At 37.9% G+C, this 23,886-nt stretch carries 22 protein-coding genes; 5 read left to right on the top strand and 17 right to left on the bottom strand.

Annotation, left to right across the window (positions count from 1 at the left end; genetic code table 11):
• Positions 1-132: 132 nt before the first annotated feature.
• The 14 genes from SJY45_RS13345 to SJY45_RS13280 all read right to left on the bottom strand — a co-directional run bounded on the left by SJY45_RS13345 (position 133) and on the right by SJY45_RS13280 (position 14,221).
• Positions 133-678, bottom strand: coding sequence for an acyltransferase (locus tag SJY45_RS13345; RefSeq protein ID WP_400071312.1), 546 nt, complete (start codon positions 676-678; stop codon positions 133-135).
• 71 nt (positions 679-749) lie between these two features.
• Positions 750-2,027, bottom strand: coding sequence for a lipopolysaccharide biosynthesis protein (locus SJY45_RS13340; RefSeq protein ID WP_400071310.1), 1,278 nt, complete (start codon positions 2,025-2,027; stop codon positions 750-752).
• An 8-nt stretch (positions 2,028-2,035) separates the two neighbouring features.
• On the bottom strand, positions 2,036-3,085 hold the full coding sequence (gene wecB, locus SJY45_RS13335) for a non-hydrolyzing UDP-N-acetylglucosamine 2-epimerase (protein WP_400071308.1): 1,050 nt from the start codon (positions 3,083-3,085) through the stop codon (positions 2,036-2,038).
• Between the two features lie 9 nt (positions 3,086-3,094).
• The gene (locus tag SJY45_RS13330; RefSeq protein WP_400071306.1) at positions 3,095-4,036 is read right to left on the bottom strand and encodes a Gfo/Idh/MocA family protein; all 942 of its coding nucleotides are present in this window, start codon (positions 4,034-4,036) and stop codon (positions 3,095-3,097) included.
• The gene (locus SJY45_RS13325) at positions 4,037-5,131 is read right to left on the bottom strand and encodes a DegT/DnrJ/EryC1/StrS family aminotransferase (RefSeq protein WP_400071304.1); all 1,095 of its coding nucleotides are present in this window, start codon (positions 5,129-5,131) and stop codon (positions 4,037-4,039) included.
• Between the two features lie 15 nt (positions 5,132-5,146).
• Complete coding sequence (locus tag SJY45_RS13320; RefSeq protein ID WP_400071302.1) at positions 5,147-5,728, bottom strand: acyltransferase; 582 nt, start codon at positions 5,726-5,728, stop codon at positions 5,147-5,149.
• A gap of 18 nt (positions 5,729-5,746) precedes the next feature.
• Positions 5,747-6,523: a dTDP-4-dehydrorhamnose reductase gene (gene rfbD, locus SJY45_RS13315; RefSeq protein ID WP_400071300.1), complete on the bottom strand. Its 777-nt coding sequence runs from the start codon at positions 6,521-6,523 to the stop codon at positions 5,747-5,749.
• Complete coding sequence (gene rfbC / locus SJY45_RS13310; protein WP_215436711.1) at positions 6,520-7,065, bottom strand: dTDP-4-dehydrorhamnose 3,5-epimerase; 546 nt, start codon at positions 7,063-7,065, stop codon at positions 6,520-6,522. Before rfbC ends, rfbD begins: the two co-directional genes overlap by 4 nt.
• Positions 7,066-7,083: 18 nt before the next feature.
• A complete protein-coding gene (gene rfbA, locus SJY45_RS13305; RefSeq protein ID WP_215436714.1) occupies positions 7,084-7,938 on the bottom strand; it encodes a glucose-1-phosphate thymidylyltransferase RfbA in 855 nt (284 codons plus the stop codon).
• Between the two features lie 3 nt (positions 7,939-7,941).
• Positions 7,942-8,964, bottom strand: a complete 1,023-nt coding sequence (gene rfbB / locus SJY45_RS13300; RefSeq protein WP_400071297.1) for a dTDP-glucose 4,6-dehydratase — start codon at positions 8,962-8,964, stop codon at positions 7,942-7,944.
• 9 nt (positions 8,965-8,973) lie between these two features.
• On the bottom strand, positions 8,974-9,978 hold the full coding sequence (locus tag SJY45_RS13295) for a hypothetical protein (RefSeq protein ID WP_400071295.1): 1,005 nt from the start codon (positions 9,976-9,978) through the stop codon (positions 8,974-8,976).
• 4 nt (positions 9,979-9,982) lie between these two features.
• Entirely contained in the window at positions 9,983-11,668 is a 1,686-nt protein-coding gene (locus SJY45_RS13290; protein WP_246560204.1) for a DUF6909 family protein, read from the bottom strand.
• Between the two features lie 143 nt (positions 11,669-11,811).
• Positions 11,812-13,311 (bottom strand): GH3 auxin-responsive promoter family protein, encoded by a 1,500-nt coding sequence (locus SJY45_RS13285; protein ID WP_400071293.1) that lies wholly within the window; start codon positions 13,309-13,311, stop codon positions 11,812-11,814.
• A gap of 43 nt (positions 13,312-13,354) precedes the next feature.
• Positions 13,355-14,221: a M23 family metallopeptidase gene (locus SJY45_RS13280; RefSeq protein WP_215436725.1), complete on the bottom strand. Its 867-nt coding sequence runs from the start codon at positions 14,219-14,221 to the stop codon at positions 13,355-13,357.
• A 196-nt stretch (positions 14,222-14,417) separates the two neighbouring features.
• On the opposite strand from SJY45_RS13280, the gene tatA reads away from it, so the two are divergent.
• The 3 genes from tatA to SJY45_RS13265 all read left to right on the top strand — a co-directional run bounded on the left by tatA (position 14,418) and on the right by SJY45_RS13265 (position 18,043).
• Entirely contained in the window at positions 14,418-14,600 is a 183-nt protein-coding gene (gene tatA, locus SJY45_RS13275; RefSeq protein ID WP_038236782.1) for a twin-arginine translocase TatA/TatE family subunit, read from the top strand.
• A gap of 364 nt (positions 14,601-14,964) precedes the next feature.
• A complete protein-coding gene (locus SJY45_RS13270; RefSeq protein ID WP_400071290.1) occupies positions 14,965-17,562 on the top strand; it encodes an OmpA family protein in 2,598 nt (865 codons plus the stop codon).
• Positions 17,563-17,830: 268 nt separating this feature from the next.
• Positions 17,831-18,043 (top strand): DUF6747 family protein, encoded by a 213-nt coding sequence (locus SJY45_RS13265; RefSeq protein ID WP_400071288.1) that lies wholly within the window; start codon positions 17,831-17,833, stop codon positions 18,041-18,043.
• A gap of 91 nt (positions 18,044-18,134) precedes the next feature.
• Here the strand turns inward: SJY45_RS13265 and SJY45_RS13260 are convergent, their stop codons facing one another.
• The 3 genes from SJY45_RS13260 to SJY45_RS13250 all read right to left on the bottom strand — a co-directional run bounded on the left by SJY45_RS13260 (position 18,135) and on the right by SJY45_RS13250 (position 22,130).
• Positions 18,135-19,136: a DUF4837 family protein gene (locus tag SJY45_RS13260; protein WP_215436730.1), complete on the bottom strand. Its 1,002-nt coding sequence runs from the start codon at positions 19,134-19,136 to the stop codon at positions 18,135-18,137.
• A 12-nt stretch (positions 19,137-19,148) separates the two neighbouring features.
• A complete protein-coding gene (locus tag SJY45_RS13255; protein ID WP_400071286.1) occupies positions 19,149-20,792 on the bottom strand; it encodes a LysM peptidoglycan-binding domain-containing protein in 1,644 nt (547 codons plus the stop codon).
• Between the two features lie 147 nt (positions 20,793-20,939).
• The gene (locus SJY45_RS13250) at positions 20,940-22,130 is read right to left on the bottom strand and encodes a phosphoglycerate kinase (protein WP_289037810.1); all 1,191 of its coding nucleotides are present in this window, start codon (positions 22,128-22,130) and stop codon (positions 20,940-20,942) included.
• Between the two features lie 142 nt (positions 22,131-22,272).
• Between SJY45_RS13250 and SJY45_RS13245 the strand changes: the two genes are divergently transcribed.
• Positions 22,273-23,424 (top strand): ATP-binding protein, encoded by a 1,152-nt coding sequence (locus SJY45_RS13245; RefSeq protein WP_400071284.1) that lies wholly within the window; start codon positions 22,273-22,275, stop codon positions 23,422-23,424.
• 61 nt (positions 23,425-23,485) lie between these two features.
• Complete coding sequence (locus SJY45_RS13240; protein WP_289037806.1) at positions 23,486-23,884, top strand: DoxX family protein; 399 nt, start codon at positions 23,486-23,488, stop codon at positions 23,882-23,884.
• Positions 23,885-23,886 lie beyond the last annotated feature (2 nt).

Here is a 23,886-nt window from a genome sequence, read left to right as displayed (position 1 = left end):
TCATTCTTGTACAAACTAATTTGGGCAAAATACACAATTTTCATGATGAGATATTTAGAGAAAATAAATGGTTGTTGAAATTAATAAAACAGTTCTTGCCTGTTTCTTGGTTATTTAAGTATCCTAATAACTTTATGAGATGGTCTTTAAGACTTTAGCAGGGTTACCTGCAATTACTAGTTTTCCTTGAGGAAAACTCTTAGTCACGACAGATCCAGCTCCAACAATTGTATGATCACCTAAATGAACACCTGGCAAAAGGACTGAATTCATTCCTATCCAACATTTTTTGCCTAAAACAATATCTTTGCCTTCTAAATGCCTGTCTAAATTACTTAAATCGTGGTTTGAAGTTATCAACCCAACGTTAGGAGCAATATAACAACCTTTCCCTAAGAATATTTTTCCAGAAAAATTTTGAAAATAACATCCAGACGATTGAAAATTATTCAAATCGTCTACATGAAATTCTATGTTTCTCCAGTTGGAAAGCGTTGTAGTATGATTTATAGGCCAAGGTATGGACTTGTTGAATCCCAAAATCTTCTGTTTGAATAACCCTTGGGCAACCCACCCCCAACCAATCTCAGAATTTTCAAAATATTTTCCCTTTAGATATTCTTTTCTAAAAAAAAAAGGGGCTATCAGCTTTACAAAAACAAACAAGATATTTTTCATATTTCATAAAATTTCCAGCAAAACATATATGCTACAGAATCTTTTTTTAAGAACGAAATTCAAAATAAAAATTAGTTGCTTAATAAACTACTTCGCTTAAAAGAACTGTAGATATATCCAAGAATCAAAATGTAAACTGCACTTAATCCTATCGTATAAAGTTCAATGGCATTTTTTATGCTCATATCATAGATATATGCAAAGAACCATATTAAGGCTGTGCAGATTATGATAGAAACATGCATCAATAATTCTTTGTCTTGCTTTTCGATAACTGTCAACGATATTGATAGTGTTGAGACAACAAACCTAACTCCCATCAAAGGTGTTAATATTTTTGCATATTCTCCTGCAACAATCCATTTTTCTCCAAAGAAAATTGGAAAAAAACTTTCTATTAGAAAATAAACAGGCAAAAAAACGATTAATGCAATTAGAATTATTTTTTTTAAACTGGCTATAAAAATTTCCTCCATAGATTTGGCATTTCCCCTTTGAGAAGAAAGTTTTTGAAAATAAACCTGACCTATTGATCTACCTATTAAAGTGATGGGTACAGTTAAATACCTATAAGCATGTGCATATTGACCTAATATTACCATCGAATAGAACCAAGAAACGAAAAAATTGGTTACGTTTAAAGCCAATGAATTGAGAAAAATACCCCACATTGAAAATTTGGGGAAATTAATATATCTCTTGGCCAAAATTTTCAAATCTAATCTAGAGGTATTTCTTATATCCTCCTTATAGTTTAAGAAAGTGTTCACCATTTTAATGTTTCCAAAAAGATGGGACATTACTTGACCAACTATTAGTCCTCCACTTGTGAATTTTGCAAGCCCTAGTACGAGTTGCGTTAAATTTCCTCCAAATGATTTAAAAATGTTGGCCTTAGCAATATTTTTAAAGTTTTTCGTTCGAGTGTTGAAGTAATTTAAAGCATTAAACAACCCCATTAACAAAACGCTCAAAGGAAGCAAATAAAGCCATTTTGACAGTTTTGGGTCCCCAAGAACACTAGCTATACTATTCGAAAAAAAAAGAACAACCAACAGGGTTAATGTAGAAAACATTATAGTAATTATACTCGAAAGTAATGTAACTTGAACACCTTCTTTTTGTGTTTTCGGCAACATTATAGCTAACTCGTATCGCCCACTTGATACTACTCCTAAAATTTGAACAATCGATAAATATAATGCTAGCCTACCAAATTCTTCCGGGTCATAAATTCTAGATAAAAAGGGAGCTAGTATTAAAGGTATCAACTGGGCCAAAGCAGTCCCTGAAGTCAATGTAAGCACATTCCGAGCAAACTCCGATTTGATGTTGAACTTTTTAGCCAAACTCTATTTTATTGTAGAAATTGAATAATCTCATGAACTATTTTTGATCCAGTGGAACCATCTCCATATAAAGCCTCATCCCATACCATAGGGTGCTTTATTAATTCATTCTTCATTTTAGACAAATCATCAAACAAAAGAATATTGGCTCCCGATTCAAGGGTCTCCCTCCATTCTGTCTCTTTTCGTATGGTCACGCATTTCTTTTTTAGCCAAAAAGCCTCCTTTTGCATGCCCCCACTATCTGTTATAAGACCAGTTGAGTTTTGAAGGTACCCTAAGTTGGAGAAATAGGATTGTGGTTCTATAAAATTTATATTGGTATAGTCTTCTAGATTTAAGCCATAGCTGGAAGCCAAGTTTTTCGTTCTTGGATGAAGTGAAAAGACAACTTTTTTATCCAGTTGTTCAAGAACGTCTAACACATGTTTTAGTCGATTTTTTTCATCGGTGTTATAAGGCCTATGTATAGTTGCATAATAAAAGTTCTTTTCTTTTGGAACATGTTCTCTCAACAAATCGTTTTGGGTTACGTATTGCACTAAATCCTTCATTATATCCCCAACTAAATGTACTCCTTTTCGAACTCCTTCGTTTTCAAGGTTCTGTACGGAAACAGCACTAGGTACGAACAGTAAATCTGAAATATGATCGGTAAGCACGCGATTTACCTCTTCGGGCATTTTTTTATTAAAGCTTCTCAAACCCGCTTCAATATGAAACAAAGGAATATGCATTTTTGATGCCACCAATGCACCGGCTAGAGTTGAATTGGTATCGCCATAAACAACCACCCCATCCGGCTTCGTCTCTTCTATGATTTTTTCTATTTTAATCATCATCTTCCCCGTTTGGTCACCATGGGCACCACTTCCAACATGTAGCGTATAACCGGGTTGGTTCATTTTCAGTTGATTGAAAAAAACCTCACTCATATTTGCATCATAATGTTGCCCCGTATGAATCGTTACAAGTTCTACCTTCCCTTTACAGGCCAGTTCAAATGGAAAATGTTTGATAAACTGGGGCCTTGCTCCAATTATGGCCACTATTTTCATATAGATTTTTTATTCCTTTAAAAACCCATGATAATCGCCTTTTAACCCAACCGGTTTTGAGTTACGAATATTATGAACGATTTCTATAGCTGTTCTGGCAGCATCAACGCCGTAACCTTTGCCATCAAGTATATCTCTATAAACCATAGTATGAAGATCCGTAAAACCGCCACTGAATTCTAATTCCTCTCCATTAATGGTTATAGATCTAAATGTTGTTTGACCTTTGTCCCTTATTTCTTGTGGCAAATATTTGGCGCTAATGGAAAGGAACCATTTGACTCTTGCATTTTCGAACTCAAGATATCCAGCTGCACGGTCCTCTTCATGAATATGCACAATGTTTTCTTGTACATCTCCAAAAATCCATGAAAGCATATCGTAGAAATGGACACCTATATTAGTGGCTATGCCTCCAGATTTTGTCTTATCACCTTTCCAAGAGGTATGATACCAATGACCTCTAGAGGTTAGGTAGGTCAGATCTACTTCAAATTTTGTATCCTTATTTGCATTTTTAACTTTCTCCCTAAGTGCAATAATACTTGGGTGCACTCTCAACTGTAAAATGTTATATATTTTCTTCCCCGTCTTTTCCTCAACATGTTGTAGCTTATCTACATTCCATGGGTTAAGAACCAATGGTTTTTCGCAAATGGCATCTGCACCACTGCGCAACGCAAATCTAATATGGGCATCATGTAAATAATTTGGAGAGCAGATACTTACAAAATCCAAATAGGTGTTTTTCTCATATTTGAGCTTTTCTATATGACGATCAAAACGTTCAAATTCAACGAAAAAATCTGCATCAGGAAAATAAGAATCAATGACTCCTACACTATCGCCTTTATCAAAAGCGGTGAGTAAGTTGTTTTCGGTATCCTTAATGGCTTTCATGTGCCTAGGCGCTATGTAACCTGCCGCGCCAATTAATGCGAAGTTTTTCATCTATAAGTTTTTTATCAAATTTGAAGTTATGTATTCTATTTCGTCCTTGCTCAAATATGGGTTCATAGGAAGGCTCATTACCTCCGCTGCGCAAATTTCACTAATTGGAAAATCTCCTTTTGTATGACCCAAATAAGCAAAACATTCTTGCAGGTGCATAGGAATAGGGTAATGCACTGCGGTAGGGATACCTGCCCCTTTCAACCGCATTTGAATCTCTTCTCTATTTTTAATTCTTACGGTATATTGTGCCCAAACCGAAGTTCTATCTTCTTTTACAACAGGAGTGGAAACATGGGCACTTAATTGTTCTGTGTATATTTCAGCCACATTTTGTCTTCGCTCAATATCCTTTTCATAGTGCCGTAGTTTTATGTTGAGTATAGCCGCTTGAAGATTATCCAATCGGCCACCCATACCAATATACTTATGTGTATAGCGTTTTACCTGGCCATGAACACGCATGGCTTTCATCTTGTCATAAAGCTCTTGGTCTTTTGTAAAGACCGCTCCTCCATCCCCGAAACAACCCAATGGTTTTGCTGGAAAAAAACTGGTACAACCAATGGTTGTTGCAGAGCAACTTCGTTTTCCTTTATAGAGGGCACCGAAGCTCTGTGCTGCATCTTCGATTACAGCTAAATTATGTCTGGAAGCTATCTCATTGATTTCATCCAAATTGGCCATTTGCCCATATAGCGAAACAGGCATAATAGCCTTTGTCTTTTCAGTTATTGCACCTTCAATAAGGGATGCATCCATATTAAACGTTTCTTCATCAATATCAACAAAAACCGGTTTTGCACCCAAGCAAGCTATAGTTTCGGCAGTAGCTATAAAAGTGAAAGGGGTTGTGATAATCTCATCGCCCCCACGAATACCCAATGCCATCATAGCCAATAATAGGGCATCCGTTCCTGAAGATACCCCCAAAGCATAGTCTGTTTGCACATAATCCTGTAAAGATGCCTCAAGCTCATCCGTTTCTTTTCCCAAAATGTAACGGGCAGAGGACATAACATCCAAAACGGCTTTTTCAAATTCAGAACTATGTTCTTGATAGGCCTTGGTTAGGTTGGCAAAATCAATCTTCATAAATAGTAGATGGTTTTATTTTATACGGACAACCTTTTGTCCGTCCAATTTATATATTTGATTACTTTCTGGGCAAGTGGCACTATTTTGCTCGTTAAATTCCAAACGATGCCCGTATTCGCTTACCCATCCAATTTGTCTACCAGGGTTGCCTACAATAAGGGCGTAATCCTGTACCGCTTTAGTTACCACGGCACCTGCTCCGATCAAGCAATATTTCCCCAATGGATTACCACAAACTATGGTTGCATTGGCACCTATTGATGCTCCTTGCTGAACCAGTGTTTCTTGGTAACTATTACGACGAACAATGGCACTTCTTGGGTTTATAACGTTGGTGAATACCATGGAAGGACCAAGAAAAACATCATCCTCACAGATAACACCAGTGTATATCGAAACATTATTCTGGACCTTTACGTTGTTCCCTAATACTACTCCTGGGGAGACTACTACATTTTGACCAATATTGCATTTTTCTCCAATTTTACAATCGGACATAATATGTGAAAAATGCCATATTTTAGTACCTGGTCCTATGTTACAACCCTGATCAACAACTGCTGTTACGTGGGCAAAAAATGTATCCGTAGACATATTGGAAAGTTAATTCGGTTATTTTTTCAAGACGCTATATGCGGGCCTTCTAGCAAAAGTACGATAATTCTTCGCTTTCTCTAATCGTACCTTTCCCAACAGATTGTTTTCGCGTAATATTTCTTCTGCAAAACCATACCAACTTAAACTTTTTTCATCGGTAAAGTGATGGATTCCATAATGCTTACTTTCACCCGCAATTAAACCCAACACATATTTAGCCAAATTTCCAGCGTGTGTTGGACAACCAATCTGATCATCTGTCACACTAAGGTCCGCACCTTCTCTTGCCTTTTGTAAAATGGTTTTATAAAAATTTTTTCCAAATTCCGAATAAAGCCAAGAAGTTCTTATAATGAAATAAGCGCTCATTAGATTTTGAATATGTTGTTCTCCTTCTAGTTTAGATGCTCCATACACATTTATCGGATTAGTTGCATCGGTAACTAAGTAAGGAGCCCCTTTCTCTCCATCAAAAACATAGTCAGTTGAAATATGTATCAAGACCGTCCTCTGTTCTTTACAGACTGTCGCTAAGTTTCTAACACCTTCAGAATTGACTTTAAACGCCTTCTCTGGCTCTTTTTCCGAATTTTCTACATTAGTATAGGCAGCACAATTAATACAGTAATCAAACGCTCTATTTGAAAACTTTTCTTCTACAGCTTTTGTATTTGTAATATCTAAATCCGTTGAATTAAAGAATGTAAAATCTATCTGGGGATAACCAGAAGCTATCTTTTTGATGCTCTGCCCCAACTGCCCACTGGCTCCGGTAACAATTACGGATTTCATTTGAAAAACTCTTTAAGGGTGGGGAGTAGTTTATCTTTCTCGGAAATAATAGGCGGCTCCACAGGGAATTGCCAGTCAATCTTCAAATCCCTATCGTTATATATTACACCTCGTTCTGAAGCTGAATTGTAAAACGCGTCACACTTATACATAAACGTAGCTTCTTCACTTAAAGTTATGAAACCATGAGCCATACCTTTTGGTATAAAAATGGCGATTCTATTTTTGCTAGATAATTTAAGCTTGAAATGCTGTCCAAAAGTTGGACTACCTTTTCTTAAATCCACCACAACATCCATAACTTCACCATGTACAACTTGGACCAGCTTGGCCTGTGCATAAACTCCAGTCTGTAGATGAAGGCCCCTAAGTACACCTTTTTTCGATACGGAGATGTTATCTTGAACAAAGTTAATTTGCTCTCCCAAAATTTCTTCAAATTTCCTTTGCTGATAAGATTCAAAGAAGAAACCCCTTTCATCTTCAAACAGTCTCGGCTGTATTACAAAACAGCCTTTTAAGCTGGTTTCCGTTATTTTCATACTCCAGTTTTCCGTCTATTATAGCTCTAAAAGATAGTTCCCGTAACCACTTTTTACTAAAGGTTGGGCCAACTTATGTAGTTGTTCCCGTGAAATGTACCCCATGGTATAGGCCACTTCTTCAATTGAACCTATCTTTAACCCCTGGCGCTCTTCAATAACCTCAACAAACTGTGAGGCTTGCATTAGAGAGCTAAATGTACCTGTATCCAACCACGCCGTGCCACGATCTAGAATACTTACGGTTAATTTTTTATTCTTTAGATATACCTTGTTGATATCTGTTATTTCCAGCTCTCCCCTTGGACTGGGCTCAATACTTTTGGCAATTTCTACAACTTGGTTATCGTAAAAATAAATTCCAGGGACGGCATAGTTAGATTTAGGGTTTTCTGGTTTTTCTTCGATAGAAATTGCTTTTCCACCCTTATCAAACTCCACCACTCCATAGCGCTTAGGGTCCTGAACATGATAGCCATAAATGATTCCCCCATCAGGGTCATTGTTCGCTTGAAGCAATTTTGCAAGACCGGAGCCATAAAAAATATTATCTCCTAAAATAAGGGCTACCTTTTCCTTTCCAATAAAATCTTCTCCAATAATAAAGGCTTCGGCTAGTCCGTTTGGATTTTCCTGTACCGCATATTGAAAGCTACAGCCCAATTGACTTCCGTCTCCCAATAATTTTTTAAACAGAGCAATGTCCTGCGGAGTAGTTATAATCAATATTTCTTGAATGCCTGCCGATAAAAGCGTTGCCAACGGGTAATATATCATAGGTTTGTCATAAATAGGCATAAGCTGCTTACTAACCGCCAATGTAAGTGGGTGTAAGCGCGTTCCTGACCCTCCTGCTAAAATTATACCCTTCATACGCTAAACTTTTTGATATTTGTTGATATACCACATAACCGTATCTCGTAATCCAGAATCAAAATCCGATTGGGGTTTCCAACCAAGTTCCGTCTTGATTTTGGTGGCATCTATGGCATACCTGAAGTCATGGCCCAAACGATCTTTTACAAAAGCTATTTGATTAGTGAAACTTCCGTTCTTTTTGGGAAGAATGTCATCTAAAATACCACATATTTTTTGGGCGATGGAAATATTATTATACTCATTATTACCCCCAATAACATAAGTTTCTCCTGCACGTCCATTGGTGAAAACGTCATTTATTCCTGAACAATGGTCCTGTACATACAGCCAGTCCCTAACATTCTTTCCATCTCCATAAATAGGAATTTCCTCTCTGGCCAATGCCTTTCGAATAATGGTAGGAATCAATTTTTCATCATGTTGCTTAGGCCCGTAATTATTGGAGCAGTTACTCGTTACCACGTTAAGTCCATACGTATGATAATAACTTCTCACCAAAAAATCAGATGAAGCTTTTGAGGCGCTATAAGGACTATTAGGAGCGTATGGCGTATTTTCATCAAAAAAACCAAATTCCCCTAAACTACCATATACCTCATCGGTAGAAATATGATGAAAACGGGATGTTTCAAAGCCAGTCTTTGCTCCATTACCCCCATCTAACCAACTTTCACGCGCCGCTTCTAGTAACGTAAAAGTTCCGTTAACATTAGTCTGTATAAATGCTTCAGGGCCTGCTATAGAATTGTCTACGTGAGATTCCGCCGCAAAATGTATAACATCCGTAATTCTGTTTTCACTGAAAATAGACCTTACCAAACTGGCATCACAAATGTCACCCTTTATAAATTTATACCGTTTGTTATTTTCAACTTCAATTAGATGATTTAAATTTCCAGCATAGGTGAGCTTATCTAGATTCACCACAGAAATTTCTTGATGCTCATCCAGAAAAAACGGAATGAAATTGCTTCCAATAAAACCTGCACCACCTGTTATAAGAATAGTTCTACTGGACATTGAAATTTTCTACAATTGTAATTCTTTGGCCTTTCTATTTAAGAATAGAATGAAAGAAATAATAAAAAATAGCACTAACAGCACTGTAGGAATCAAGAAAAACGTATTGTTAAAAAGAGGTTTTTTATATACCTGAGTCTTACCCATATTAATTACACTCAATATCTCGGTTTGCTCTGTAAGTTCTGACTTCTTTTCTTCTATTTCCTTTAAAAAACGGTTCTTAAGCGTAAGTAAACTAGAAATATTAAGTGCACTTTCATTCTCCATGTAAACGTTACCCTGCGCCTTTTGCGAATCGTCTCTTAACAATGTTTTTGTATAATTGTCTATAAGATTGTCTATTTGGGCAATAAGTGCGGTATTCTTATTTATTCGTAGTTGAGCGTTTTCCCTAGAAGTGCTTTTTACTTTGTCATAATATGAATTATCGTTAATGTAATCCAGCAATTTTTGGGCTATTTGATTCCCTTTTTCAGGATCGATATACGTAAATGTTATACGATGTGCTATAATGCTTTTCTTGGTTAGCTCAGACCGTACAATATCAACAACAAAACTCTCTTCTTTAAAATCTTGAAGCAGCTCTAAATACCTTAGCTCCTGTTCAGCTTCTTCCTTAGTCTCTTCCGGATCCTCTATAGGTTCAATCTGAATTTTAAATCCTTTTAAATCTTCTACTGAAAGACCTATTTTTTGAAAGAAGGCCGTGTCTTGACTAGATATGTTGGACTGAATTTCATCAACTACATCGTATACATAATCTGTACTGTCAAAATTGGGTCTTACAATAGCCTCTGTTTTCAACTTTTTATTAATGAAAGAACTTAAAACAAAGCTAATGATTATACCTAGCGCAATGAGACCTATCAATATGAGTGCATTTTTCTTAAGGTACAAGAACACACGTAAAAAAGCGATGCCTATTCGGTTAAACCCATTGGCAATCATTTTAAACAACTGCCCCAAGTCAATCTCATCTGAGGTAGAAGCGCTATTTGGTTTATCTGACATTAATTTATGAATTAAAAATTTGTTCCAATATTTTTTCAGTAATAAGATACGTGGGTTTGACCCCAGTTGTACCCAAACCTCCAGATGCCAAAGTACTACCAGTTTCCAAAGGGTTATCAGAAGCATAATACGCGTATCTGACCTTTATATCCTCTCGCACACTTTTTCGTATCTTGGAAGCCGACTGTACCGCTTTCTGGTAATGGACACCTTCCATCTCAAGGCCAACAACATTCCAGGTAGATTGGTGGAAAAATTTTAGTATATCCTTGTTTTGTAACGATGTTCCCAATACAGTGACCATAGTCCCCTCAAATACTTTCAGCCCATGTCCTTTAAAGTCCTCTGCACATAACTCGTTCTTAAACGGATAGTTATCTGCAGTGCCTTCAAAAATATGTGCGGACGGAATCATTAGATCACCTTTACCACCTTCTAAAATACCTGCTTTTCCCATTATAGAAATTGACGCAACATCTAAAAACACAAGTTCTTCACCGGTACCTTTATAAGGTTTCAACAATTCATCTATAGTTTCATAGGCCTGTTCGCCAAATGCATAATCCATTACAAAAATCACCGGCTTTTCTTCATCGGGCATATCTTTTGGCAAATCATAACAACAAGCATCAGAACTCATTTTAGCCGTATCAAATAATTGTACGTCAATGTTTGTTCCCGAAAGATCATCAATGGAAATCATTCCATTTTTAGCCGCAACCTTTGTTACTTTTGAACGCAATTCCTCATTTAATGAAGAGCTTAACGCCTCGTATATCTTTAATGATTCCTTGCCGGAAAATTCTTTGGTTAATGCATTCTTGGCAAAAAGAGAATTCATAACACTATGCATGTTGGCGCTAATGATATGGATTGGGCGGTTCAAAAGTCCGTTTTTCTTCAACACTTCTTTTATGGTATCTGCCCAACGCTCTCCATGTATATGGTGCCCCAAACGCTCCCGCAACAAAGCACTAAAGGTAATGGCTCTTTTGTCTCCTGTAATCTCTTCTTCAATAGCGAGTTTACCTAACCAATAAACGATTTCTAAAAATCGGTCCGGTTGGTCATCAGTAGAAAATTGCTGATGTACGGCCATTATCTCAATAAAGGAACGTCCTAAAATATTGGCGGTATGAATAACGGCAACCTCCCTTTCGGCAAGGGTTAGCTCTTCTTTTTGGACCGCTTCTTCCAGTTTTACCCAGTCTCGAATAGTTCTATTGGAGTCCTCGATTAAAACCCTTTTACAGATTTTTTCGGACTCAATAAACAAGAACGTTAAATGTGTAAGAATATCATAGATATCGGAACGTCCGCGCGTAATTTCAATATTCATTTGCTCATCGTCTATCCGATAACAGTTTCTACGACGTTTTGGAGGAACGATGGGGTCAAAATGTGATTTTCCATACCCCTCATCCGAGGTTAAATTAATGAAACGGCACTGTTCTATACCTTTTGGCAAACGTTCCAAAACATATATGAGCCCGCTCAGTTCTGCCTTTTCCTCTGCAATAGAGCCATAAATTTCAGGTCTTAGCTGAAGTAATGCATTTTTTAAAGCTTCACCTGATACACCGGTAGGCTTATAAAACCCGCGGTTAAAAAGGTGCCTCATTGTAATATATAAGCGCTCAATAGCATTTGTAGACTCTTGAGCCCGTGTTGTGGTCATATTATTTCCCATAAACAAATTTCAATCAAAATTACGATAATTTTTTCGGTGCGGGAAGAATAGCAATTTAGTTACCTTATTTAAATTATCCCAGATTCGTGCCTCCCGGTTTTATGATAGAATCAATAAAATAAATCAAACGAACCGATAAGTACTCAATACTTTTTAAAAGAGGACAACCCATCTGCAACTTTACGGTCGTTCGCTAAGCGCTGTACCTTGTTTTGGCCACCAAGTTTGCCAATAGATTTCATATAGGCATTAAACCCCCCTTCTTTTATACTCGTGATTTTCAAGGTCTGAAGCACCTTACCAACAATCAAATCAAAATAATAACTATTCTGCTTTTGTAAAGAAGTATCCAGAATTTCTATAAATTTTTTCATATCCGCAGGTTCCTTTTCAAACTCTATTAACCATTCATGATAGGGCAGTTCATTATCCTTTGGTGTAATCTGTGGCGCCACGGTAAACTCATTTATGCTAGCGCCCGTCTCACTAACAGCCAACTGCATAGCTTCTTCTACTTCTTTGGCAATTACATGTTCCCCAAAGGCAGAGATAAAATGTTTGATGCGTCCCGAAACGATTACTTTATAAGGCTTCAGCGAAATAAACTGAACGGTATCTCCTAAATTGTATGCCCAAAGTCCGGCGTCGGTGGAAATGATCATGACATAGTTTACCCCTATTTCAACGTCTTTGATTGTAACACGTTCAGGGTTCTCTTCAAAAAACTCATCGGCCTTTACAAATTCATAGAATATTCCCGAGTTCAACAACAAAAGCATTCCCTTGTCTTTCTGGGAATCCTGATAGGCAAAGAAACCTTCACTAGCGGGAAACAGTTCAATACTATCAACTTTCCTACCTATTAAACCTTCAAATTTTGCTCTGTAAGGTTCATAATTGACTCCCCCATAGATAAACAACTGAAAATTTTTGAACAAGTCACCTACCTTTTTTCCCGACTTGCTTTCCAGTTTTTCAAAATACATTTGTACCCAAGAAGGTATGCCGGCTATAACGGTCATGTCCTCGTTCATGGTCTCATCCACTATCGTATTTACCTTGGTTTCCCAATCTTCAATACAATTGGTTTCCCAACTGGGCAGACGGTTTTTTTGCAAGTAATTAGGAACATAATGAGCAGATATACCTGAAAGACGACCTAGTTTAATTCCGTTTTTCTCGGTCAGCTCAGGGCTTCCCTGTAAAAAAATCATTCTTCCGGTTACAAAATCTGCATTACCGGTTTCATCAATATAATTTAAAATCGCATTTCTAGAGGCGTTTACTTGATGCTTTATAGATGTGTCCGTAATAGGTATGTACTTTGCCCCAGACGTAGTTCCGGAGGTTTTAGCAAAATATACCGGCTTACCGGGCCAAAGAATATCCGGTTTTCCGGCAACTACTTCTTCCACATAAGGCTTAAGGGCTTCATAATCCCTAATAGGAACATTCTTTACAAAATCTTCATGTGATTCTATTTTTCCGAACCCATGATCCACACCAAATTTGGTAGTACTGGCCTTTTCTATTAATTGACGAAATACTTTCTCCTGGGCAGCAATGGGATTGTCCCGCCATTTTGCCGTTTGCTTGGCAATGCGTTTTGCAAATATCTTGGCTCCAAGTGATTTTATGGACATATAAAAATAAAATATCAGTTATAAAGAACGGTAAGTATTGTCCTTAAAAGTCAATGTAGTCTAAGGGGTTAACAGCATTACCATTGCTCCAGAGTTCAAAATGAAGGTGGGGCCCTGTCGTAAGTTCCCCAGTATTCCCGACCGAGGCAATTACTTCGCCGGCCCTAACCACTTCTCCTTGTTTTTTATTTAACGAGCCATTGTGTTTATACACACTTATCAACCCGTCTTTATGCTCAAGGATTATAACATAACCTGTATCTGCCGTCCACTCAGCAAAAATAACCGTACCGTTGGCCACGGCTTTTATAGGAGTATCCTTGGGCGCAGTAACATCTACCGCATAATGACGTTTCTCAGGATCATAATCGTTTGATATTTCACCGCTCAACGGAGGAAAGAGCTCTATTTCCGCAGCAGTTGCGCTACGTTCAAAAAGATTGTATTTGTCTTCTAAAGCAACTTCGGCCCTAAGAAGTGAATCTTCTTTTATAGGTGTCAAATCTATACTTGACGGATCTATCTTGAATTGCTCACGCAGCGAATCCAAATTAATTTCCTGAGAAGCTACGTCTCCCCGGAGCACCATGCGAATACTTTCTAAATACTTATTGGTATTATTTAACGATGCCACTAGTGAATCGGTTTTATAGGTAAGATCCGTTGCCTGTTTTTTAAGCTTGGTGCTAGAATATCCCGGTATATATTCACGTAAAGGCGTAAAAGCAATTAATAGCGTAGTAAGGGCAATTAAGCCTATAATACATAAAGAGCCGGTAACGAAAACGTTTAGACGGCTTAATTTAAATGAGATTTTCTCTTCAAATGTAGATTCATTGAGAATAACCAAACGGTACTTATGAAGTAGTTTGCGTTTAATCTCTTTTCTCTTTTTGACTTTTTTGGCCATAGAGCAAATATAAAGGATGGAATCGGATTCTTATACGGTTGTTCTAAATTAATGATTCTTGCATATACCAGCGCATTGGTAATGCCACATTTAAGAAAACCTGCCAAAATCTGTTAAAATAATCTCCTTGCTTTTACATTTAAGCGCAATCAAGTTACTTTTTTAGTATCTTTGAATCTGTTTTAAAAACGAAAATATGACAACTTTACAGATATTTTTAGCGATAGGGCCATGGCAAATAGGGATTGTCGTTTTAGTAGTTCTTTTATTGTTTGGAGGAAAAAAGATTCCAGAACTAATGCGTGGACTTGGTAGTGGCATAAAAGAATTTAAAGATGCTTCTAAAGAAGATGAAACCCTAGAAGAGAAAAAAGAATAGCGTTACCCGCAATTTTTAAATATATACTAAACCTTTGATTTGCATCAAGGGTTTTTTGTTTTTCAAACTAATACCAATTGGTATTTTTAGTTGGTCGAGGATATTCTACACCTCCTTGATTTTAATTTTCTTACACTCTTTCTTCTTTTTCTTGCTAACATCATTATACAAGGCTTACACCTTATGAAACGGGCATTTCACAACAAAAAACGTTGTACACAAAACCTTCACCCGAAATTTGCGTTATCAAAAGAATACTATTAAGGTAAGACACCTTTGTGTTCTGCCTTGATAACAATAGAATTCTATTAAAAATACTAGCCAAATTTTAAAATCTCCGGATTTTTTTCAAACATCCCAAATCATGAAAAAACTAATAGCTGCCTTTATTTTTCTATTGTCTTATGGCTCTTACGCCCAAGACTTTGAAAATATTGATTCCGAAGAAATCGTAACTTCCAATGAAACGGAAAACATCAACTTTTCTCCAGTTGATTCCGAAACCTTTTCAATAACCGAAACTTTTGAGGAAGCCGCCAATCGCAATGAAATTCCGCACCGGACTTTCAGTGGTTTAACCGGTGTTGAAAATGGCTATTATATTATTTCCGGTGTTTTTAGCAATGGTAAAACATTGAACAAGACGTTAAAAAAGCTTCATAAAAAGGGATTTGATTCTGCCGGATACATTCTTAATCCAGAAAACGACCTTAATTATGTTTACTTGGCGTATTACCCATTTGGTCTTGAAGCCGTAGATGCTTGCGCTTCAAATCTAGATGATACGTATACTAATGATAAGTGGATATTAGAAATAGAGAATAGTGTTGCCATAGGAGGAGACGAGGTTGATTTAAACGAAGAAGCCGCGTCTATTGAAAACAGCATTGCACCAGTTGAAACCATAGCAGCAACTTCCGATTTATCAGAACTAGAAAAAACAGAGCCAGTTCAAGAAACTGAAGAAAGTGAAATTTCTGTTCCTGCATTTTCCTCTGACGTAGCAACGGACATTTCTGAAGTAGAAACTCCGGCCTCTACACTTTCCGAAACAACTAGCAAAACCAAACTTCTACAACGTGCGGACCACTATTTTGACAAAATGTGGTATGCCGAAGCTGCAGAACTCTATGAGCAGGCCTTAGAAAAAGGAGACAAGAATCGCTCTAGGGAAGTAATTCAAAAAACAGCGGACGCCTACTATTTTAACACCAATATGGAGAAAGCGTACCAGTGGTATAATGTACTGTACGAAAACTACGGTAAAGAAATGTCATCGGAAAATATTTTCAAATATGCACACTCCTTAAAAGGTACAGGCAAGTATGCGCGATCAAAACGTCTTATGCGTTTGTACAGTAAAAAGATGAAGGATGAACCTACTACAGAATTGTCCGGAAATCTTAAAGCTAACGAAAGTGAGTTGGACAATATCCTCAATACCAAAAAGGATTTTGAAATAAAGAATCTTGCGGTAAATACAGAATATTCAGATTTTTCTCCAATGTTCTTAGATTCTAACCAAGTGGTTTTCTCTTCCGCAAAAGACTCTTCTTTTTTTAATACCAGACGGTATAAATGGAATGATCAACCTTATCTGGATTTATATGTAGCCAAAATAAACGAAGAGTCCAATGACCTAAAAAACGCTCTAAAATTTTCTAAGAAAATAAACACCAAATATCATGAAGCTTCGGTAACCTTTTCTCCGGATAATAGTACCATGTACTTTACACGTAACAACTACGGAAAAAAACTTAAGCGAGATAATAACGGTGTAAACCACCTAAAAATTTACAAGTCTACAAAAGTAGGTACGGAATGGACCGAAGCCGTAGAGGTTTCTTTTAACAGCGATAATTATTCTACAGGACACCCAGCTTTAAGCCCTGATGGAAAACAGCTTTACTTTGTTTCAGATATGCCCGGAAGTTTAGGTAAGACAGATATTTTTGTTGTAGATGTCCAAGAAGACGGTAGTTTCTCCGAGCCTAGAAACTTGGGTCCTACTATTAATACGGAGCAACGCGAAATGTTCCCGTTCTTTAACGGAACTAAACTATATTTTTCTTCCGACGGGTTTACAGGTCTTGGCGGTCTAGATGTTTATGAAAGTGCTTTTGATGCCGAAGAAGGTTTTGCAGAAGTCAAAAACCTTGGTCAGCCAGTAAACAGTAATAAAGATGATTTCTCTTATATCGTAAACGAAGAGAATCAACAAGGATACTTCGCTTCCAACAGGGAAGGTGGAAAAGGAGACGATGATATTTATTCGTTTAAACGATTAATCATAGAAGAAGTTCCTGAAAACAATAATGCCATTGCCGGATTTGTAACTGAAATGGTAACAGGCGAGGTAATGCCACAGGCCTTAGTACAACTTTTAGATGAGAATGGAATAAAGCTTAAGGAAATGGAAACGGAAGATGACGGGAGCTTTATTTTTGAAGACTTGAACGACACTACAAAATACACTCTTAAAACTACTCAAGACAAGTTTGTTGATAATGAAAGGTTAGTAGAAACTACAGTAAACGATACGGTAAAAGTTGATATCGCCATGAAGCGACTAGAAGAAATGATCGCTGTTGAAGATGGTATTAAGAAGATCAAAACGGAAATGATTTACTTCAACTTTGACAAATCTTACATAAGACCGGATGCGGCCAAGGAACTTGATAAATTGGTTAGTGTAATGAAAGAATTCCCAACTATGGTCATTAAAATTGAATCACATACCGATTCACGTGGTAGCAAAGTATATAACGAATACCTATCTGATAAGAGGGCTAAATCTACAAGAGACTATATTATATCTCAAGGTATTGATGCCAGCCGTATAGAAAGCGCAATTGGTTACGGCGAAAACAGATTGCTTAATGATTGTGACGGATCATCACCATGTTCTGAAGCGGACCACCTGCTAAACAGAAGATCGGAATTTATAATACTAAACATGTAAAAACCATAAATCCTAAACCAAACCGCTGCCTTAAAAGGCAGCGGTTTTTTTGTACCTAACAACCTACCCTAATCCGTTCCAACGTTAACAATCTTCCATAATACTACCAATACACCTAATATGGGTCTAAGAAAAATCAATTTCCATTTAGGTATAAAAATAGCTTGAAAGACAAAAAGCGTCGTATATCCATTAGACAGGGCATTTATCTATGATTTAAAACAAGGCCACAAGCCACCTTTGTTTATCACCACTTCACTTATTTTATATGGGTAGCCTCTTCTTATGCCCCAACTTTGTACCCAATCTCAAAATTAATGGTATGAGGAAATTGTCACTTTTTAAGGAAATTTATGTAGAGGCTTTTAGAGACTTGACTTTTAGAATGCTCACAAAGTATTTTAAGGCCTATTCGTGGTTTTGTTTTGCCTTATTGATACTTGTATGTACGCATTTATTAACAGGGTGTCTACGGCCTTAGTATTCGCCTGACCAAATAATACAATTAAGAATTAAAAATGCCCATCTCGGTTGAAATGGGCATTTTTAATATGGATTTTTGCCAAAGAACATTATTTCTCAGTTCCGGCCGGTTGTAACTCTAACGTTTTTAAAATTGCCTCTAACTCAAAAAGATCGTTTCGCTTTTCGGTTGCAGGGGCAAATACAAAGCCTTCTAAGACCAACTTTCTATTGTTCTGTTTATCGTTCAAAATGTAGGTCAAGAACGGTCCGGCCATAGGGTAGTTTTTTATATCCCAAAGGCCTCTTACTTCCACTCCCTTTAAACCGCCAATTTCTGTGGGGTATATATAAGGCGCAAAAGCAGGTTCTGTACGCATGTGGGTGATTTTTCCGGTAACATCCGGTCCGGGAATGTACTTGGCGCCCATAGAATCGCGCATAGCCACTATATCCTTAACCAGAGTAGAATCGGTACTAAAGCTGCTCTCAGGCATCTCATAAACGATAATATTGGCCGTACCCTTCTGTATTTCACGGTCAATCCACACAAAGTTATCTTCTTGTTTCCCTACTTTATAGATAGACGGTATCTTTAGTGTAATACCAAACTTATCCTGTAATACGGTTTCTTTGTTCAATGACCGCTCAAAACGGTTTTGGGCAGCCTCGATCTCCATGTCCTTAAAAGCCGTAATAATTTCATCTGCCTTTGCATCTATATTTTCAAGAACCTCCTGCTTGGTAGTTCCTTTAATGACACCCACACGCTGCGGTGTAGCATACATATCCTTTTTAATATGTGCCAGGTTCAAAGAATCTTCGGCCACATAAAGAATAGACCGCGTATTCCTAATGGAACCCGTAAAGAACTTGGGTGCAATCTGGTCTATGGTAAATAATGGCTCATCCATGGGCATTCCAACAACGGGAGCGGCAAAATGGCTCCTTATACTATCGCCCACACTGCCTTTCCATAGTTCGTTGTCAATAACCACCACCATAGAGTTTATGGCTCCTACGGAACTAGGAAGGTAATTTTGGTTCTTAGAGTCTTTACAGGATAAAAGTGCTAGGGAAAAGAGTAAAAATAGTGTTCCAGCTTGTTTCATTTTGGTATAGGTTTACGATGAACATTCGCACAATTTTAATTTTGTGCCCGGTTTTAGATTCTTACCACTAATACCGTTCCATTGTCGTAAATTTTCAACAGAAATTCCTGGATATTTTTTTGAAATGGTCCAAAGTGAGTCTCCACTTCGCACGGTGTGGGTCTTTGTCCCAGGAGGAAAACTTTTTGGAGCAGCAGTTGTTTTTGTAGAAGCCACTGCCGTGCTTGGCATTCTTCTAGGAAAAATGGTAAGTCTTTGTCCTATTCTAAGGTTATTGCTGCGCAACCCGTTCCATTGCTTTATTTGGCTTACACCAACTCCGTAACGTTCTGCAATTTTACCTAGAAAATCTCCACTACGCACTTTATAACGAATTCTGTTCTGCTCTGCCTCCTTTACCATTTGCGGCAACGGGCTTTCTTTACTTTCCATTTCCTTTTTAATGTGGGCATAGATAGCTTCCTCATTATGCACAAAACCGCCCATAGCGTACTTTGGCAATCGTAAAGCATGGTTTTTTCCTTCAACAAATGGAATTACATCTAATTTATAAGATGGATTCAAGACCTTTAATTCATCTTTTCCCACGCCGGTCAATTCAGAAATTTGATCAAACGTAATTATACTTTTTACATGAATGGTATCGGTCTCAAAATAGGCCCTTTCTATTTTCTGACCTTTTAATCCGTGTTCCTCTGCATATTCAAAAAGGTACATCGTAGCAAAAAATGCAGGAACATAACCTGCAGTTTCCCTAGGCAAATAACGACGAAGATTCCAATAGTTCTTTTGCCCACCAGATCTTCTAATGGCTTTGTTTACATTACCCGGACCGGAATTATAGGCCGCCAAGGCCAAATCCCAATCACCATAAATATCATACAGTTTTGAAAGAAATTGACAAGCTGCAGTAGTTGCCTTTATAGGATCGCTACGGTCATCTACATAACTTGAAACATCCAATTTGTACTGCTTACCAGTGCCGTACATGAACTGCCATAGACCCGTAGCACCCACACGCGAACGTGCTCTAGGGTTTAACGCAGACTCCACAATAGAAAGATATTTCATTTCTAGGGGAATGTTATGGTTGTCCAATTCTTGCTCGAACAGCGGAAAATAGAACTGACTTACCGTTAACATGCGCTCCATTAAATCCCTTTTTCTAAAAAGAAACGATTTGATTACGTTCTCCAAAGAGGGGTTGTAAGCGATGTTAAAAGGTGTTTTTTGATTTAGTTTTTCCAAACGGGCCTTAAGTGTATCCGTAGGAAGTGAAGTAGGGTAGGTCTTATCGTAATCCAAATTTTCTACCTCACGAAACATCTCATCGGAAAGCGCTGCGTTTGCATAAAGCTCTTTCATCCAAAGACTATCATATTTAGCGGCTTCGGGCAAATCTTGAAGCCGAAAAGACAGGTCTAGACTATCTTTTTTGAGACTAATGGGGCTATCGTTAATAGTTGTACTATCAAGGGCCATTTCTTCCATTTGCTCAATTCCTTTCATATCCATCGCCAACGTATCGCCAGCAACTTCATTTATTGGGTTTGGCGACTGGGCAACGGAATCCTGCTCTTGTTCTTGCGCCATAAGTGGCAATGCCAAAACAAGACTTGATACTACTATGAAAAAACGTCTTTTGTTTTTTATCATTTAAACTGCATATATAGCGGTGCCAATTGCTTTAGTTAATAAAAGGGTTACAGTGCACTGTAACCCTCCTAAAATCGTACTTTTTTCTGAAAAAATAAAATTTTTATACAATTTAACGTTGTACACCGTTTATCGATAACGCCTTTATTAACCGATTATTGCAGCGATACCTGGTAGGCTTTTACCCTCAAGGCTTTCCAACATTGCTCCACCACCGGTAGAAACATAACTTACCTTATCATCAAAACCGAACTGTTTAACAGCCGCAACGGAATCACCACCTCCAACAAGTGAAAAAGCACCTCCTCTAGTAGCCTCATCTATATAGTTACCCAAAGCAATGGTTCCTTTTGCAAAGCTTTCCATTTCAAAAACACCTATTGGTCCGTTCCATAGAATAGTCTTTGATTCCAGAATAACTTCTTTAAAGATTTCAAGTGTTTTTGGTCCGGCATCCAAACCTTGCCATCCGTCAGGAATTTTGGTTACGTCTACTATTTGTGTGTTGGCGTCATTAGAAAAATCATCTGCAGCAACAACATCTACAGGAATATGTACCTTAACATTCTTTTCTTTAGCTTGTTTCAAGATTTCCATGGCCAAGTCCATCTTGTCATCCTCACAAATAGAATCACCTACTTGACCGCCCTGCGCTTTCACAAAAGTATAGGTCATACCTCCACCAATAATCAAGTGGTCTACCTTGTCTAAAATATTTTCAATAATGGTAATCTTTGAAGATACTTTTGCTCCTCCTAAAATTGCCAAAACCGGTTTCTCTCCAGTTTGCATTACCTTGTCAATAGCTTCAATTTCTTTGGCCAATAAAAATCCAAAACACTTGGTATCCTTAAAGAACTTTGCCACTATAGTAGTTGATGCATGAGCTCTGTGCGCTGTACCAAAGGCATCGTTAATATAAATATCACCTAACTTTGATAGTTTTTCGGCAAAGCCTTCATCCCCTTTTTCTTCTTCGGCATGGAACCTAAGGTTTTCTAACAACAAGATTTCACCGGGTTGAAGTTCCGCAACCGCTTTTTCGGCAACATCCCCAACACAATCAGTAACAAACTTTACGGTTACACCAATAACATCAGAAACCTTGTTGGCAATATGTTGCAAAGATAAATCCGGATTCTTTTGCCCTTTTGGTCTTCCCAAATGGCTCATTAGAACAGCACTACCACCATCTTCAAGTACTTTTATAATAGTTGGTTTGGCCGCTTCTATACGGTTGGCGTCCGTTACGTTAAAGTTCTCGTCCAAAGGAACGTTGAAATCAACGCGAATGAGAGCTTTCTTATTTTCAAAATTAAAGTCGTTTACAGTTTTCATGTTATGCGGTTTTAGAGAGCCGCAAATGTAATAAAAAGGAAGTTAGACTGGTAGTCCAAAACCAATAGACTGTAGATATTAACCATATTTATGATGTTGGTACGGTTGGATCGTATCTATTAAAAAAGTTATCTTTGGCCCCATGTTGTTCAAAGATATTTTAGGGCTATCGCACATTAAGAACCATTTGGCCACCAGTGCCAATGCGGGTAGAATTCCGCACGCACAACTATTTGTTGGTCCGGAAGGTTCAGGAACACTTCCCATGGCCATTGCTTATGCGCAATATATTATTTGTGGTAATAGTGATGGAGAAAATACCGGAACCAACCAAAGTTGCAACCTTAAGTTTGAAGGACTCTCGCATCCGGATATGCACTTTGCCTTTCCCGTTTCCAATTCGGATAAAGTAAAAAGCCATGCCGTGAGCGATCACTACATGCAAGAATGGCGTCAGTTTGTTAAAGAACAACCTTACGGCAATTTGTTTGATTGGTACCGTTTGATCGGTATTGAGAAAAAACAAGGTCAGATCGGCGTGGATGAGGCGCAGGACGTGGTCAAAAAACTGGTGTTAAAATCATACGAAGGCGGATATAAGGTGATGCTAATCTGGATGGCCGAAAAAATGAACACGGCCGCCGCCAACAAGCTTTTAAAACTCATTGAAGAACCGCCAAATAAAACCGTCTTTATTCTTATTACCGAAGACGAGGAACAGATCATACAGACTATTCGTTCTAGGTGTCAAGTATTACATTTTCCTCCACTTGCAGAAGAGGTTATGGCCAATGCCCTTGTACAAAAAGGAGCGTTACGCGAGGAAGCATTGAGAATTGCCCACGAGGCCAATGGCAATTTCAACAAGGCCCTGGATTTAATGAACGAAGATTCGGAAGATCTGATCTTTGAAAAATGGTTCGTACAATGGGTACGGAGCGCTTTTAAGGCCAAGGGCAACAAAAGTGCTATTCAGGACTTGATTATGTGGAGTGATGAAGTGGCAAAGACCGGCCGCGAAACCCAAAAGAAATTTCTACATTATTGCATTGCGGTAATGCGCCAGGCCATGCTTATTAATTTTAATACCAAGGACCTTGCTTTTATGCGCATACATGCTGATGGTTTTAGCTTGGATAAGTTTGCCCCTTTCGTTCACGAGAACAATATTCTAACTATTGTTGAGGAGTTGGAGGATGCCATATATCATATTGAAAGAAACGGAAATTCCAAGATTGTTCTTACGGATTTATCCATAAAACTAACACGCTTGTTGCATAGAAAAGCGGCGTGATCTGTGTCATAATGGGTTTTTTTTGCTAACTTAATAGCAACCAACCCTAAATCCGCAAGACATGGACACCTTTCTCAACTCGGCAACCGAAATCCTAATTCTAATTTTTTTAATCATTGTTTTCGTTCAGAGTAGCATTGATAAAGTGTTTGATTGGAAAGGAAATCTTACTTGGTTAACGGAGCATTTTACCGGTACGCCATTGGCAAGTTTAGTGCCCGCTCTTTTACTTACATTAGTTTTAGTGGAAATGGCCGCCGGTATTTTATGCGCCGTAGGGCTTTATCAAATTTTGATTGTAGGAGAAAGCACTATTGCGCTCTATGGCAGTATCGTTTCCTGCGCCTCCTTGCTCATGCTCATGTTTGGCCAGCGTATGGCCAAAGACTATGAAGGAGCTAAAACCATAGCTGTTTACTTCATGCCAGCCATCTTTCTAGTCTATATTTTACAAAAATAAAA

The organism is Zobellia russellii, assembly GCF_044597075.1.
GTDB classification, from domain to species: Bacteria; Bacteroidota; Bacteroidia; order Flavobacteriales; family Flavobacteriaceae; genus Zobellia; species Zobellia russellii.
The sequence above is the reverse complement of the archived record's forward strand: the minus strand, read 5'-3'. Positions and strand labels throughout refer to the sequence as shown.